Source organism: Kitasatospora sp. NPDC032121, assembly GCF_055580145.1.
Map to the genome: position 1 here is coordinate 2090 of NZ_JBVILX010000016.1, position 14360 is coordinate 16449.

Below are 14360 nucleotides of genomic sequence, written 5' to 3' on the forward strand. Positions count from 1 at the left end.
CCCATGCTGGGGTGGGGGGAGAACGGAGAGCCGCCCGTGGGGCGGTTTTTCGGGCTTGGGCTGGGGCGGGGCAAGGAGTGGGGCGCCCCCCCCCGGGGGGGGGGGGGGAGGAACCCCCCCCCCCCCCCCCGCCACGGTGCGGATCGCGGCGAGCAGCTCCTTGGGGTCGGCGCCCTTGCCGAGGAAGCCGCCGGCGCCCGCGCGCAACGCCTGGGCCACGTACTCGTCGATCTCGAAGGTGGTGAGGATGAGCACCCGGGTGCCGGACAGCTCCTCGTCGCCGCAGATCTCGGCGGTGGCGCCGAGGCCGTCGACGCCGGGCATCCGGATGTCCATCAGCACGAGGTCGGGCCTGGTGGCCCGGGCGAGCGCGACGGCCTCCCGGCCGTCGGCGGCCTCGCCGACCACCTCCATGTCCTCCTCCGCGTCGATCAGCAGGCGGAAGGCGCCGCGCAGCAGGGCCTGGTCGTCGGCGAGCAGTACCCGGATGGTCATGCGTGGTCCATGTCCTCTCGAACGGCGCCGTCCGCTCGGGCGGCGCGCTCCTGTCCTTCGGCTGGTATCGGGCGGTCGGTCGTCGGTCGATCGGTCGTCGGGCGATCGCCACGGACGGTGCAGACCGTGCGGGCGGCCCGGGCCGCCCGGGCTACGTCCTCGGCGGTGAAGGCGCCCGCGGTCTCGGGGCCGTCGTCGCGGGCGCCGGTGCGCAGCGGCAGTTCGGCGGTGACCAGGAAGCCGCCGCCGGGCCGCCGGTCAGCGCTGAGTCGGCCGCCGACCGCGCCGGCCCGCTCGCGCATGCCGATCAGCCCGAAGCCGCTGCCGCTGGAGGCCTGCCGGGGCGGGGACACGGCGCGGGGGCGGCCGGTGGCGGTCGGGCGGCCGTTGGCGACGCTGACCGCGACCCGGCTGCCGCTGTAGGCGAGGGTGATCTCGGCGTCGGCGCCGTGGGCGTGCTTGGCCACGTTGGTCAGCGACTCCTGGACGATCCGGAAGGCGGTGAGGTCGACGCCGGGCGACAGCGGGCGGGCCTCGCCCTCGACGGTGAGCCGCACCGGCAGGCCGGCCCGCTCGAAGGTGTTGATCAGCTCGGGCAGCCGGTCGAGGCCGGGGGCGGGTTCGAGCGGGGCGGGCTCCTCGGCGCGGCGCAGCAGACCGACGGTGGCGCGCAGTTCCTGGAGGGCCGAGCCGGTGGCGTCGGTGATGTGACTGAGCACCTCGCGGGCCTGGACGGGGTGGCTGTCCATGAGGTGGACGGCGATGCCAGCCTGGGCGTTGGCGAGGGCGATGTGGTGGGCGACGACGTCGTGCAGGTCGCGGGCGATCCTGATGCGCTCGTCGGCGACCCGCCGCCGGGCCTCCTCCTCGCGGGTCCGCTCGGCGCGTTCGGCGCGCTCCTCGATGGCCGCGAGGTGCGCGCGGCGGTTGCGGATGGAGTCGCCGAGGGCGCCGGGCAGCAGGGCCCAGGCCAGGACGCTGATCCGTTCGCCGAGCGGGCCGCCTGAGCCGAACAGCAGGGAGATCCCGGTGAGCAGCACGGCGGTGATGATCGAAGCGCGCAGGGCGGTGGCTCGGTCGGTGCGGACGGCGAGGAAGTAGAGCGCGGCCAGCAGCGGGGTGGCGAGGGCCGGGCTGAGCCGGGGGCTGGTGAAGGTGAGCACCACGGTGCAGAGCAGCGTGACGGCAACCACCGCGCGCGGATGGCGGCGATGGACGAACACGGCGGCGGCCGAGATCAGGGCGACGGAGCCGATGACCGGGTCCAGCCCGGTGAAGCGGCCGCCGGTCTGGTCGATGGTGGCGCCGAGGGCGGTGACCGCGATGAGGGCCAGGCCCCCGGCGAAGTCGAGCAGCCGGGAATGGTCGCGGCGCAGGCGCTGCCAGGTGTCGCTCATGGTCGTGGTCTCCGAGTCGGGGTGCCCTGGCCGCACCCTCGCCGGGCCACGCCAGTTCGCGCCGCGCCGGCCGCGGTGGGGGCGGCGGGCCGGGCAGGGGGCCTCCGCACGGGCGGTGGCCCCCGACAGCAACGGTAACGGTTGGAGTTCGAACCAGTGTCCGAGCCGGTCGGCGGCGGACCGGACGGTCACCACCGAGGCCAGGCCCGGGGTGGTGCCCGGGCCTGGCCTCGGTGGTGCCGGGCCAGGCCCGGACGGTACCGGCCTAGACGGTGACCGACTCCCGGGCCTGCGTCGGCTCGGGGGCTGCGGTCTCCAGCTTGCTGCCCTCGACGTCCACGTCCGGTATCAGCCGGTCGAGCCAGCGCGGCAGCCACCAGGCGCGGCGGCCGAGCAGGGCGAGGACGGCCGGGACGACCGTCATCCGGACGATGAAGGCGTCGAAGGCGACGGCCGCGGCGAGGCCCAGGCCCATCATCTTGATCATCGGCTCGCTCATCCCGATGAAGCCGGCGAAGACGGCGATCATGATGAACGCGGCGGCGGTGACCACCCGGGCGTTGTGCCGGAAGCCGGTGACGATGGCCTCGCCGGGCGCCTCACCGTGGACGAAGCCCTCGCGGATCCGGGTGACCAGGAACACCTCGTAGTCCATGGCGAGGCCGAAGACCACACCGATCATGAAGATCGGCATCATGCTCATCACCGGGCCGGTCTGTTCCACGCCGATCAGGTCGGCCAGCCAGCCCCACTGGAAGACCGCGACCACGGCGCCGAGCGCGGCGACCACGGAGAGCAGGAAGCCCAGGGCCGCCTTCAGCGGGACGAGGACGGAGCGGAAGACCACCATCAGCAGGATGACGGCGAGGCCGACGACCACGGCGAGGTAGGGCAGCAGCGCGTCGGACATCTTCTGCGAGACGTCGATGTTCATCGCCGTGGTGCCGCTGACCAGGACCGTCGCCCCGGTGGCCGACTTGAGGCCGGCCGCGTCGTCGCGGATGGCGTGCACGATGTCCTTGGTCTCGGCCTCGCTCGGGCCGGTCGCCGGGACGGCGTTGAGCAGGGCCGTGTCACCGGCCGGGTTGAACATCGGCGGCGTCACCGCGACGACCCCGGGCAGACCGGAGACCTTCTTGGCGACCTCGGCCGCGGCGGCCTTCGGGTCGGCGACGCCCTTGGCGTCCACCATGACCGTCAGCGGGCCGTTGAACCCGGGGCCGAAGCCCTCGGAGAGCAGGTCGTAGGCGCGGCGCTGGGTGGTGGAGGTGGGCTTGGACTCGTCGCCCGGCAGGCCGAGCCTGAGGTCGAGCGCGGGGGCGGCGAGCACGCCGAGGCCGATCACACCGCCGAGCAGCACCGCGAGCGGGCGGCGCAGGATGAAGCGGGCCCAGCGGGCACCGCCGTTCTCCTTCGCGCCCGAGGCCTCGCCCTGGCCCGTACGGGCCTTGCGGGCCTTGCGCGGCAGCACCTTGCGACCGAGGAAGCCGAGCAGCGCGGGGACCAGGGTGAGGGCGACCAGCACGGCTATGACGACCGTACCGGCGGCGGCCATGCCCATCTTGGCCAGGATCGGGATGCCGACCACGGAGAGGCCGGCGAGCGCGATCACCACGGTGAGGCCGGCGAAGACCACCGCGGACCCGGCGGTGCCGACGGCCCGGCCCGCCGCCTCCTGGGGCGTGCGGCCCTCGGAGAGCTCGGCGCGGTAGCGGGAGACGATGAACACCGCGTAGTCGATGCCGACCGCGAGGCCGAGCATCATGGCGAGCGTGCCGGTGGTGGTGGAGAGCCCCAGCGTGCTGCCGAGCGCGGCGATCAGCGCCATGCCGAGGCCGACGCCGACGACCGCGGTGAGCAGCGGCAGACCGGCCGCGACCAGCGAGCCGAAGGTGATCACCAGGACGACGGCGGACAGCGCCATGCCGATCGCCTCGCTGCTGCCGCCCGCCTCGGGCTTGGCCATCAGCGCGTTGCCGCCGATCTCGACCTTGAGCCCGGCGTCCCGGCCGTGCTGGGCGGCCTGCTCCAGGGCGTCGGTGGCGCCCTGGGACACCTCACCCGCCTTGGCGGAGTAGTTGACCGTGGCGTACGCGGTGGTGCCGTCCGAGGAGACGGCGCCCTGCATCTTGAACGGGTTCACCGCACCGGTGACCTGCTCGGAGTGGGCGACCTCGTCGACCGTCCGCTCGACCACCTGCTGGTTGGGGGCGGCGGTGATCTTCTGGCCGGAGGGGGCGACGAACACCAGGCGCGCCGAGGCCCCGTCGGCGTGCCCGCCGGGGAAGCGCTCGTTCATCAGGTCGAAGGCCTTCTGCGCTTCCGTGCCGGGCATCGCGAAGCCGTCGTCGGGTGCGGCGGGCGCCTTGGCCGCCAGGACCCCGACGGCGGCCAGCACGGCGACCCAGAGGAAGGTCACCAGGCGGCGCCGGACGAAGGTCCATCGGCCCAGACGGTAGAGGAACGTGGCCACGGGAGAGCGGACTCCTTCGGATGCGGTTCTCGGGTACGGAACGTGCCGCGGTCGGCCAGAACGTCCTGGTGGACGCGGTCCGCCGCAGCATGACCAATCCTTGATCGCCGACCCCTGCTCCGTCGTCGTCCCTGCGCAGGCCGTTTGCGTACTGCGGACGCAGTAGTGCCCTCCCCCGCACGGAGGAGCGCACGCCCCGCACCGGAAGCAGCGCCCGGACCTGCGGCGGAAGCAGACGCGGTCACCCGTGCGGGCCGCGACGGCGGGCCGCGGACCGGTGGGCGAAGTAGCGTGATGTGCCTGACCCGTCCGCTGACGTGCGGTTCGGGATGATCCGACCCGATCGGTGCTGTTTTCGCAGCCCGCCGCCGGAGGTGCCAACATGGGCGTTCCAGCCGCCCGCATCGTGTTCGACGAGAGCGACCGCGCGGCGGTCGCCGAGGCGGTGACCGAGATGCTCACCACCGGCGCGCTCACCCTCGGCCCGTGGACCGAGCGCTTCGAGCAGGCCTTCGCCGCCGAGCACGGCGCCTCGCACGCCGTCGCGGTGAGCAGCGGCACGGCGGCGCTGGAGGTGATCCTGCGCGGCATCGACGTCCGAAACCGCGACGTGGTCGTCCCCGCCGTCACCTTCTACGCGACCGCCGGCGCGGTGGTGCACGCGGGCGGCCGTCCGGTCTTCGCCGACGTCGACCCGGCCACCCTCGCGCTCTCCCCCGAGACCCTGGAGGCGGCGCTCACCCCGGACACCGCCGTCGTCGTCCTGGTGCACATCGGCGGGCTGGTCGGCCCGCAGGTCCACGCCGTGCGCGCGCTCTGCGACCGGCGCGGCATCCCGCTGGTCGAGGACGCCGCGCACGCCCACGGCAGCAGCTTCGACGGCCGCGCCGCCGGCACCTTCGGCCTGGCCGGGGCCTTCTCCTTCTACCCCACCAAGGTCACCACCAGCGGCGAGGGCGGGATGATCCTCACCGAGTCGCCGGAGCTGCGGGACTCGGCCCGGATCCACCGCGACCAGGGGAAGGGGTCCTTCACCACCAACCACCACGTGGAGCTCGGCTACTCCTGGCGGATGAGCGAGCCGCACGCCGCGATCGGTACGGTGCACCTGCGCCGGCTGAAGGAGTTCATCGAGACCCGCCGGGCCGTCGCCGGCCGCTACGACGCCGCGCTGGCCGGGCTGGACGGCCTCGACCCGGTGCTCGAACCGCCCGGCTGCCGCGGCAACTACTACAAGTACGTGGCGCTGCTGCCGTCGGGGGTGGACCGCGCGGAGTTCAAGCGGGCGCTGGCCGAGGAGCACGGGGTGCGGCTGTCCGGCGAGGTCTACGACCTGCCGCTGCACCTCCAGCCGGTGCTCGCCCCGTACCGGCGCGGGCCGCTGCCGGTGGCCGAGGACGTCTGCGCCCGGCAGGTCTGCCTGCCGGTGCACTCCGACATGACCGAGGACGAGACGCAGCAGGTGGTCGACGCCGTCTCCACGGTGTACCGGCGACTGGCCGGATAGCCGGAGCGAAGGGAGCAAGATCGTGCGGATAGCCGTCACCGGGGGCTGCGGGTTCATCGGCTCACACGTCGTGGACCACCTGATCGCGGCCGGCCACGACGTCCTCGCGGTGGACACCACCGACAAGTACCTCAATCCGGACGCCGAACACGCGCGGCTCGACGTCCTCGACCTCGAGGCCCTCACCGCGGTCCTGGCCGGCAGCGAGGTGGTCTACCACCTGGCCGCCATGGCCGACGTCGAGCAGGTGTCCGCCGACCCGGTCCGCGCGGTGCGGACCAACATCGACGGCACCGAGGCCGTCCTGGAGGCCGCCCGGCGCGGCGGCCTGAGCCGGATCGTGCTGGCGAGCACCGTCTGGGTCTACGGCGCTGCCCTGGCCGACGGCCAACTCGACGGCGACGAAGAGGAGTTGGACGAACACGTGCCGATCGAGCTGGAGCACAGCGGCCATCTCTACGTGGCCACCAAGCTGGCCGCCGAGATGCTGGTGCACAGCTACCGCGAGCTCTACGGACAGCACTTCACCATCCTGCGCTACGGCATCCCGTACGGCCCCCGGATGCGGGACGAGCTGGTCGTCGCCCGGTTCGTCCAGGCCGCGCTGGCCGGGCGGCCGATCACCATCGCCGGGGACGGCCGGCAGAGCCGCAACTTCGTCTACGTCGAGGACCTCGCCGACGCCCACGTCCGGGCCCTGTCCCCCACCGCCGAGGACCAGACCTTCGCGCTGGAGGGCTCGACGGCCGTCTCGGTGCGGGACATCGCCGACACCGTGGACGGCCTGCTGGGGCCCGTCAGCATCGAGCACATCGACGGGCGCAAGGCCGACTACGCGGGGCGGCGGATCTCCTCGGCGCAGGCCAAGCGGCTGCTGGGCTGGTCGCCGCACACCAACTTCACCGACGGGGTGCGGCGGTACGCGGACTGGTACCGGGCCGCCGTCGGCTCGGCCGCCGGCGCCTGACGGGGCCGCCCGATGCCGCACGCCCTGCTGGTCTCCGGCTCCCTCGGGCAGGGCCACGACGTGATGGCGCAGGCCTGCGCGGACACCCTGCGGGAACGCGGCTGGACCACCCGCACCGTCGACGCCATGGCGCTGCTCGGGCAGCGCTCGGGCACGGCCGGGGAGGCGGTGTTCCGCCGGCTGCTCGACCTGCCCGGGGTGTACGACGCCTTCCACTTCTCGGCGCTGCGGCCCGGCGCCCGGCTCGCCCTGCTCGCCGACGCGGCGGCCCGCACCCGACTGGTCCCGGCGCTGCGGGAGCTGATCGCGGCACAGCGGCCGCAGCTGGTGGTCTCGGTGTTCGCCACCGCGACCTCGGCCGTCAACCGGCTGCTGCGGCAGGCCCCGGAGCGGGAGTTCCGGCACTTCGTGTTCTGCACCGACGTGACGCCGCACCGGCTCTGGGTGCAGGAGGGGACGGACCTGTTCCTGGTCACCTCGGAGATCGCCGCGTGCGCGGTGCGGCGGTACCGGCCGGACGCCGACATCGCCGTCGTCCCGGCGCCGCTGCGGCAGCCGTTCTACCGACCGCCGGAACGGGCCGCGGCGCGCGCGGAGTTGGGCGTGCCCGCGGGCGCCGCGTGCGTGCTGCTGATGTCCGGCTCCTGGGGGCTCGGCCCGCTCGCCCGCACCGCCGCCTCGCTGGCCGCCGCCGGGCCGCACGTGCTCGCGGTGGCCGGGCGCAACCCGGAGCTGGAGCGCCGGTTGCGGGCCGCCGCACGCTGGGAGCCCCGGCTGCACCCCTTCGGCTACACCGACCGCGTCCCCGCGCTGATGGCCGCCGCCGACCTGGTGGTCACCAGCTCGGGCGACACCTGCAGCGAGGCCAGGGCGCTGGGCCGGCGGCTGCTGCTCCTCGACGTGGTGCAGGGGCACGGGCGCGACAACCTCCAGCACGAGCTGGAGCTCGGCCACGCCGACGTCGCCACCGCCCACCCCGCCGAGGTGGTCCGCAACGCCCTCGCCGCCCTCCGCCGCCCCGAGCCCGCGCCGTCCGCCGGCGCGACACCGGCGGCCTGGCAGGCGGGGTTCGGGGCGGCGCTGCGGCGGGTCGGGCTGGGGTAGCCGCGGCTCCGGTGCGCGCCGACGCCGCCCGGGCGGGTGACGCGCCCGTCACGGCCGGCGGCCCCCGCCCGGGCCCGGGACGCGGTGGTCGCGCAGGGGGCCGAGGGTGAGCTGGTGGGTGCGGCAGTGGGCGGCGATCAGGGGGAGGGCGGCGAGGGTGGCACGCCAGGAGCCGGGGGCGGAGGTGCAGTCGGAGTCGTGCAGCAGGAGGGTGGCGCCGGCGGTGAGGCCGGGGCGGGCGGTCGCGTGGACGGACTCGCCGGTGGCCCGCGCCGTCCAGTCGCGGCCCCAGGCCGTCCACAGCACGCTGCGCAGGCCGAGCCGACGGGCGGCCAGCGCCGGGCCGGCGGTCAGGACCCCGTACGGCGGGCGGTACCAGAGCGGGCGGGCGCCGCAGAGTTCGGTCACGGCCTCGGTGGCGCGGCGCAGTTCGCGCAGGTCGCGGGCGGGGGCCGGGTACCACTGCTGCCGGTGGTGCCAGCCGTGGACGGCCACCTCGTGGCCGCGCAGCACCAGTTCGCGGCCGAGCGCGGGGGCGCGCTCCAGCATCGCGCCGAGCAGGAAGAAGGTGGCGCGGGCACCGAGTGCGTCCAGCGCGTCGAGGACGTACGGGGTGCTGCGCGGGTCGGGTCCGTCGTCGAAGGTCAGGGCGACGTGGCCGGGCGCGGTGCCGTGGCCGGCGGTGCGGCGGGCGATGGTGCGGCGCAGCGGCGGCAGGCGGACGGCGGCCGGGGCGAGGTGCAGGAACTCGATCCCGGCGGCGACGGCGAGGGCCGCGGCGGCGACGGTGGCCGGGCGGTGCCCGGCGGCGGCGCTCACCCGAAGCGCGAGGCCATCCGGCGGAACACGCCCGGGGCCACGCCGTGGATGCGGGCCGGGAAGCCGAGCCAGTGCGGGACGTAGAGCCGGTCCCGCTCGGTGGTGATGGTCGCGACCACGACGTCCGCGACCCGCTCCGCCGGGACCGGGCGGGGCCGCTCGCGTTGGTAGGGCGTGCCGCGCCGGTCGAAGAACGGGGTGTCGACCGCCCCGGGCAGGACCAGGCGCACCCCCACCCCGGTGCCGCGCAGCTCGTACCAGAGGCTCTCTGCGAACATCGTCAGCCCGCCCTTGGTGGCGGCGTACCCCGACTCGTCGCGCACGCCGACCTGGCCGGCCATCGAGCCGATCAGCACGATCCGGCCGTGGCGGCGCTCCAGCATCCCGGGCAGCAGCAGGCGGACCAGGCGCAGCGGGGCGGCGAGGTTGACCTCGATCATCCGGTCCAGGGTGTCGGAGGGCGTCCGGGCGTACGGGCCGCGCCAGCCCAGGCCGGCGCTGGCGATCAGGGCGTCCACCCGGCCGGTCTCGGCCAGGGCGGCCTCGGCGAGGCGGGCCGGGCCGTCCGGTTTGCTCAGGTCCTCGGGCAGGGCGCGGCCGCCGGTGCGCTCGGCGAGTTCGTCGAGCCGGGGGCGGTCGGTGCCGGAGAGCAGGGTGTGCCAGCCGGTGTCGGCCAGGCGGGTGGCGGTGGCGCGGCCGATGCCGGAGGAGGCGCCGGTGATCAGCGCGACGGGGCGGTCGGTCGGGTCCGTCGGGTCCGTGTTGCCCTTCGGGGCCGACCGCCGGGGTCGGGAGTGGGGTTCCTCCGCCATCGGGCACCTGCGCTCTGTGGCCGTGTCGCCGTCCGTTTTGTCCGGCAAGTCACCTTCGCATGGCGGTGCCGTCCGGGCTACCGGGGCGGGACGGCGGTCTCGGTGCCCCGGTGCCGGGCGGACAGCTCGGCGGACTCGCCCTCCAGCTCGCCGAAGCGGGAGAGCACGATGGTGCCGCCCACCGCCACCGCGAAGCCCGTCAGCGCGCACCACTCGAAGCCGGGGCGCGCGGCGTCGCCGAGCGCCGTCACCCCGACCAGTGCCGGCCCGAAGGTCTCGGTGACCGTGCCGGCGGCGGTCGCGGCCGTCACGGTTCCGCGCTGCAGCGCCAGGGCGTAGGCGAGGTAGCCGCCGAGGCCGCCGACGACGAGGGCGTAGGCGGCTGGGTCGGTGAGGACGGCGAGCGGACCGGAGACGTCCAGGACCCGCACCGCCAGGCTGGTCACCCCGAAGCCGACCCCGGCGAGCAGCCCCAGGCCGGCCGCGGCCGCGTTGCCCTGCCGGCGCACCAGGACCAGGATGGCGAGCAGCATGGCGGCGGTGGTGGCGAGCAGCGCCCAGTGGAAGGCGGGCGCGGCGTGGTCGCGGCCCTCCCGGCCGGAGCCGAGCGCCAGCAGGGTCAGGCCGACGACCACGGCGACGATGGCCGCGATGTCGCTCCGGCGCAGCCGCGCGCCGAGCAGCCAGACGGCGGCCACCGCGGTGACGGCCAGACCGGAGTTGGTGACGGCCTGGACGAGGAAGAGCGGCAGGGTGCGCAGGGCGACGACGCTCAGCACGAAGCCGACGATGTCCAGCAGTGTGCCGAGGACGAACTGCCAGGACCGCACCAGCGCGGCCAGCAGGCCCGCCCGCACCCGGTCGGCGCGCGGGGCGGACCGCGCCCCGCGCGCCTGGAAGACCGCCCCGAAGCCGAAGCAGACGGTCGCGACCAGCGCGGTGGTGAGCCCTAGCAGCATGCCTCTCCCTGCCTGGCGGGGCAGCATCGTCCCTCACCAGTCTGGGCCCGGTGGGACGGGGTCGCACGGGTGGGATGAACGGGGTGACGGGCATCAGGGGCATGAGCACCGTGCGGTGCGTGAACCGGGTGGCAGGCGTGACGGGGACGACTGTTCCGGCCGCCGGGGCGGGCCGTGGCCAGGAGCGCTCGGTCAGCCGAGCGCGCCCGCGAGCAGCGTGGCCGTCCGGGCGACCAGCGGCTCGTCCATCGGCGCCTTCCGGTCCGCGGGCTTGGTGGTGAGCACGGCGAGCAGGACGGGGGCGCCCGCCGGGGTCCAGGCGATGCCGACGTCGTTGGTGGTGCCGTGCTCGCCGGTGCCGGTCTTGTCGCCGAGGGCCCAGTCCGCGGGGAGGCCCTCGCGGAAGCGGTGGACGCTGGTGGTGTTGCCCAGCAGCCAGGCGGTGATCTGCTCCCGCTTGGCCAGCGGCAGGGCGTCGCCGAGGGCGAGCCGACCGTAGGTGGCGGCGATGGCCCGCGGGGTGGTGATGTCGGTGCGACGGTCGGGCTCGGCGCTGTTGAGCTCCGGCTCCCAGCGGTCCAGGCGGGTGACCCGGTCGCCGATCGAGCGGGCGAAGTCGGTGACGGCGGTCGGTCCGCCGAGTTCGCGCAGCAGCAGGTTGGCCGCGGTGTTGTCGCTGTACTCGATGGTGGCGGCGCACAGCTCGGCGACGGTCATGCCGTTCGCCAGGTTCTCGTCCTTGCCCGTGATGAGCCCGCCGCCGGAGCGCACGAGGTCGGCGGCGGTGTACCGGATCCGCTTGGCGAGGAACTCGCCGTCGCGGTCGAGGTCCCGCAGCACGGCGGCGACGGCGACGGTCTTGAAGACCGAGCAGATCGGGAACAGCTCGTCGGCGCGGTAGCGGACGGTGCGGCCGGTGGCCAGGTTGCGGCCGTAGACGCCGAGGCGGCCGGAGCGCTCCTGTTCGAGGGCGGCGAGGGCCTGGTGGAGTCCTGGATCTGCGGCGCGGTCGGCGGCCGGACCGGTCGCCGTGGCCGCGAGGGCCGGCCCTCCGGTCGCGGCGACGGCGACGGCCGTTCCCAGGCCGAGACCGAGGCCGAGGCCGAGGACGGCGCGGCGGCTGTGACGGGTCTGCGAAGGCTGCGGGTGCATGCTCCTCCTCCGATCGATCGGCGCGGCGTCAGCCGCCTTCTCGGTCGGAGGGACGCCGTTCGGGTTCCGATGGTTCGTCAGCAACGCGCATTCGCCCGGGATTTCACGGCCGGACGGCCACCCCCGCGTACAGCGAGACCTCCGAGGCGGCGCCGGGAACCTCCCCGGGCGCCGGCCGCCACTCCGCGATGGGCACGAGCCCCGGGTCGAGGAGGGTCCAGCCGTCGAAGAAGCGGGCGATCTCCGGCCGGAGGCGGGCCTGGGCCGCGGTGCCGGCGGCCTCGTAGATCCTGGTCAGCCTGGCGATGTCCGCGGGCGCGAACTCCGGACTGACGTGGGTCACCACCAGGGCGCTGCCGGGGACGAGAGCGGATTTGAGGTGCTCGACCAGCCCGTACGCGCCGTGGCTGTCCGGGACGAAGTGGAGCAGGGCGTTCAGGGAGAGCGCGACCGGGCGGGACAGGTCGAGGGTCTCCCGCAGGCCGGGGGCTGCGAGCAGCCGCGCCGGGTCGGTGGCGTCGGCCTCCACGTAGGCGGTGCGCCCCTCGGGGGTGCCGGTGAGCAGGGCCTGGGCGTGCGAGAGCACGATGGGGTCGTTGTCGGCGTAGACCACCCGGGCGTCGGGCCGGACGCCCTGGGCGACCTCGTGCAGGTTGGGTGAGGTGGGGATGCCGGTGCCGATGTCGAGGAACTGGTCGAAGCCGGCCTCGGCGAGCGCCCGGGTCGAACGCTGCATGAAGGCCCGGTTGACGCGGGCGGCGGCGCGCAGCCAGGGCGCGACGGCGAGGGCGTGGCCGGCGGCCTCGCGGTCGGCGGCGAAGTTGGTGAACCCGCCGAGGAAGTAGTCGTACATCCGGGCCGAGTGCGGGACGTTGAGCCGCAGGTCCACCCCGTCGTAGAGGCCCATCGCGTTCTCCCTCCGGTTCCTCTTCCGCTTCCGTTCCGACCGGTCCCCGCCGCCCACGATAGGCGCGGACCGTCATGTTCCGGCCGTCTTCGAGTGTTTCAACCAACCAGCGACTCCCATGAGATGACAATCTGTATTCGGATTGCATCCTGGAGTGACGGGCCTGATGGAATGAGGATGGGCGCAGACAGCCCGACCCTCGGGTGGCCCGGGCGAGCAGCCGACGGCCACGGAAAGCAGGCTCGATGACGATCGACAGGGGTGCCCCGGAACGCGGGCACGGGGGCGCAACGGCCGTGTCGTACCTCCACGGGACCGGGGCGGAACCGACGGCCACCGCCGACGCCGGAACCCGCTCCGAGGCCGAACTCCGCCTGGGCCTGCCGTACGTGGCCTTCTGCGAGACGCACGAACCGGCCTGGCGCGCCCTCGCCATGACCCGCATAGGCAACCGGGCCGACGCGGCCCTGGTGGTCGCGGCGGTGAAGTCCGACCTGGCCCGCTGCTGGCCGCAGGTGCTGCGGTTCGAGGAACCGGCCGCGTACGCCTGGCGGTTGGCCAACCGGCACGTCTCGGACTGGGTGGCCGTCGAGGAGCCGGTCGAGGTGGAGGCGGTCACCTTCGCCGCGGTGATCGGCGCCTTCAAGCAGGTCGCGAAGGGGCTGCTGCGCAGCGAGGCGGACGAGGTGCGGCTGTACGCGGCGATCCTCGAACTGCCGGACCGGCAACGGGACGTGGTGATCCTGCGGTACCTGCTCGGCCTGCACGTCAAGGTGATCGCGGCGTACCTGGGGCGGCCGGTGGCGACCGTGCACTCCAACCTCCGGCACGCCCGGGAGCGGCTGGCCCGCCGACTCGGGGTGGGCGAACTCCCGGACGGCGGCGGCGAACTGTGACGGCGAGACCCGAGGAGGGGGCCCCGGCCGGAGCGGATCCGGCCGATGGCGGGCGCACGGTGTTCCGCATCCCGCGGCCCGAACGCGCCCATGCGGAACGGATCGCCGCCGTACGCCGGGCCCGGCTCACGGCCGCGCCCGTCCACCTGCCGTCGGAGCACGAGCAGGCCGCCTTCGAACTCGGCCTGGTGGTGGCCCTGGTGCTGGGCGCGCCGGACGCCTCGCGCGGCCTCGACCTGCTGGTGAACGCGCGCCGGATCGAGCCGGAGGGGGCCGAGGTGTTCGGCGCGCTGCTGTACGCCACCGGCAAGGAGGAGGCTGCCGAGTTCTGGTGGCGCTTCGCGGCCGGCTCGGGCAGCGGGACGGCCGCGTACTGCCTGCACCTGCACCACCTGATGCTCGGCGAGACCGACGACGCCGACTACTGGCGGGCCTGGTCGGACCAGCTGGCGACGGCCGAACGACCGCCCGGGCCGAGGGTGTTGCGGATGAACCGGCCGCTGCTGCCGGACGACGTGCGGCGGGACATCCTCTCCCGGGTGCACCGGGGGCTGGCGCCGCAGCTGCCGCCGGCGCTGGTCGCGGTGATCGACCGGCTGCCGGTGCAGGACGGCGACGAGGAGGAGGTGCCGAGCCCGTGGGGACTCACCTCGGGGGCGACCTCAGCGTGCTCCTGGGAGGGCCGTCCGTGGGGGGCCGGTGCATGATCACGACGCCCCGTGGGGGTGAGCAGCCCACGGGGCGTCGTGATCATCCCTTCAGGTGAGCGCGGAGAGCCCGGCGACCACGGCCGGGCCGCGCCCGCTCCCCGCCTGCGGCCGCTCCCCGGGCCGCCGCCCTGCCCGCCCCGGCAGCGGTCGCCGAGCTGGACC

Annotated in this window: 12 protein-coding genes and 1 pseudogene; 5 read left to right on the forward strand and 8 right to left on the reverse strand. The window is 75.0% G+C overall.

Annotated features, from left to right (window positions below; translation table 11 throughout):
* Window positions 1-36: 36 nt before the first annotated feature.
* The 3 genes and pseudogenes from ACZ5OX_RS30090 to ACZ5OX_RS30100 form a co-directional block, all read right to left on the reverse strand.
* Window positions 37-495: pseudogene (locus ACZ5OX_RS30090) on the reverse strand (response regulator); the annotation flags it as partial.
* Window positions 492-1892, reverse strand: coding sequence for a sensor histidine kinase (locus tag ACZ5OX_RS30095; RefSeq protein WP_465634380.1), 1401 nt, complete (start codon window positions 1890-1892; stop codon window positions 492-494). The gene ACZ5OX_RS30095 and the pseudogene ACZ5OX_RS30090, both read right to left, overlap by 4 nt.
* 265 nt (window positions 1893-2157) lie before the next feature.
* Window positions 2158-4365: an MMPL family transporter gene (locus ACZ5OX_RS30100; protein ID WP_465634381.1), complete on the reverse strand. Its 2208-nt coding sequence runs from the start codon at window positions 4363-4365 to the stop codon at window positions 2158-2160.
* A gap of 382 nt (window positions 4366-4747) precedes the next feature.
* Between ACZ5OX_RS30100 and ACZ5OX_RS30105 the strand changes: the two genes are divergently transcribed.
* The 3 genes from ACZ5OX_RS30105 to ACZ5OX_RS30115 are packed head-to-tail and all read left to right on the forward strand — an operon-like array spanning window position 4748 to window position 7943.
* Window positions 4748-5872 (forward strand): DegT/DnrJ/EryC1/StrS family aminotransferase, encoded by a 1125-nt coding sequence (locus tag ACZ5OX_RS30105; protein ID WP_465634382.1) that lies wholly within the window; start codon window positions 4748-4750, stop codon window positions 5870-5872.
* 22 nt (window positions 5873-5894) lie between these two features.
* On the forward strand, window positions 5895-6839 hold the full coding sequence (locus tag ACZ5OX_RS30110) for an NAD-dependent epimerase/dehydratase family protein (RefSeq protein WP_465634383.1): 945 nt from the start codon (window positions 5895-5897) through the stop codon (window positions 6837-6839).
* A gap of 12 nt (window positions 6840-6851) precedes the next feature.
* The gene (locus ACZ5OX_RS30115) at window positions 6852-7943 is read left to right on the forward strand and encodes an MGDG synthase family glycosyltransferase (protein ID WP_465634384.1); all 1092 of its coding nucleotides are present in this window, start codon (window positions 6852-6854) and stop codon (window positions 7941-7943) included.
* 48 nt (window positions 7944-7991) lie between these two features.
* Here the strand turns inward: ACZ5OX_RS30115 and ACZ5OX_RS30120 are convergent, their stop codons facing one another.
* The 5 genes from ACZ5OX_RS30120 to ACZ5OX_RS30140 form a co-directional block, all read right to left on the reverse strand.
* The gene (locus ACZ5OX_RS30120) at window positions 7992-8762 is read right to left on the reverse strand and encodes a polysaccharide deacetylase family protein (RefSeq protein ID WP_465634386.1); all 771 of its coding nucleotides are present in this window, start codon (window positions 8760-8762) and stop codon (window positions 7992-7994) included.
* Window positions 8759-9574, reverse strand: coding sequence for an SDR family NAD(P)-dependent oxidoreductase (locus ACZ5OX_RS30125; RefSeq protein WP_465634387.1), 816 nt, complete (start codon window positions 9572-9574; stop codon window positions 8759-8761). Before ACZ5OX_RS30125 ends, ACZ5OX_RS30120 begins: the two co-directional genes overlap by 4 nt.
* 77 nt (window positions 9575-9651) lie before the next feature.
* Window positions 9652-10533, reverse strand: coding sequence for a DMT family protein (locus ACZ5OX_RS30130; protein ID WP_465634388.1), 882 nt, complete (start codon window positions 10531-10533; stop codon window positions 9652-9654).
* Between the two features lie 192 nt (window positions 10534-10725).
* Window positions 10726-11685, reverse strand: coding sequence for a class A beta-lactamase (bla, locus tag ACZ5OX_RS30135; RefSeq protein WP_465634389.1), 960 nt, complete (start codon window positions 11683-11685; stop codon window positions 10726-10728).
* Window positions 11686-11788: 103 nt separating this feature from the next.
* Entirely contained in the window at window positions 11789-12592 is an 804-nt protein-coding gene (locus tag ACZ5OX_RS30140) for an SAM-dependent methyltransferase (RefSeq protein ID WP_465634391.1), read from the reverse strand.
* A 245-nt stretch (window positions 12593-12837) separates the two neighbouring features.
* On the opposite strand from ACZ5OX_RS30140, the gene ACZ5OX_RS30145 reads away from it, so the two are divergent.
* Together ACZ5OX_RS30145 and ACZ5OX_RS30150 are read left to right on the forward strand one after the other, a co-directional pair.
* Window positions 12838-13488 carry a sigma-70 family RNA polymerase sigma factor gene (locus ACZ5OX_RS30145; protein WP_465634392.1) on the forward strand — a complete coding sequence of 217 codons (651 nt, stop codon included), beginning with the start codon at window positions 12838-12840 and terminating at the stop codon, window positions 13486-13488.
* 59 nt (window positions 13489-13547) lie between these two features.
* On the forward strand, window positions 13548-14195 hold the full coding sequence (locus ACZ5OX_RS30150) for a hypothetical protein (RefSeq protein ID WP_465634393.1): 648 nt from the start codon (window positions 13548-13550) through the stop codon (window positions 14193-14195).
* Window positions 14196-14360 lie beyond the last annotated feature (165 nt).

Bases quoted from the DNA above. Each gene is read 5' to 3' on its own strand.
- ACZ5OX_RS30095 (WP_465634380.1), bottom strand. From the start codon at position 1,892: ATGAGCGACACCTGGCAGCGCCTGCGCCGCGACCATTCCCGGCTGCTC.
- ACZ5OX_RS30105 (WP_465634382.1), top strand. From the start codon at position 4,748: ATGGGCGTTCCAGCCGCCCGCATCGTGTTCGACGAGAGCGACCGCGCG.
- ACZ5OX_RS30115 (WP_465634384.1), top strand. From the start codon at position 6,852: ATGCCGCACGCCCTGCTGGTCTCCGGCTCCCTCGGGCAGGGCCACGAC.
- ACZ5OX_RS30125 (WP_465634387.1), bottom strand. From the start codon at position 9,574: ATGGCGGAGGAACCCCACTCCCGACCCCGGCGGTCGGCCCCGAAGGGC.
- ACZ5OX_RS30130 (WP_465634388.1), bottom strand. From the start codon at position 10,533: ATGCTGCTAGGGCTCACCACCGCGCTGGTCGCGACCGTCTGCTTCGGC.
- bla (WP_465634389.1), bottom strand. From the start codon at position 11,685: ATGCACCCGCAGCCTTCGCAGACCCGTCACAGCCGCCGCGCCGTCCTC.
- ACZ5OX_RS30140 (WP_465634391.1), bottom strand. From the start codon at position 12,592: ATGGGCCTCTACGACGGGGTGGACCTGCGGCTCAACGTCCCGCACTCG.
- ACZ5OX_RS30145 (WP_465634392.1), top strand. From the start codon at position 12,838: ATGACGATCGACAGGGGTGCCCCGGAACGCGGGCACGGGGGCGCAACG.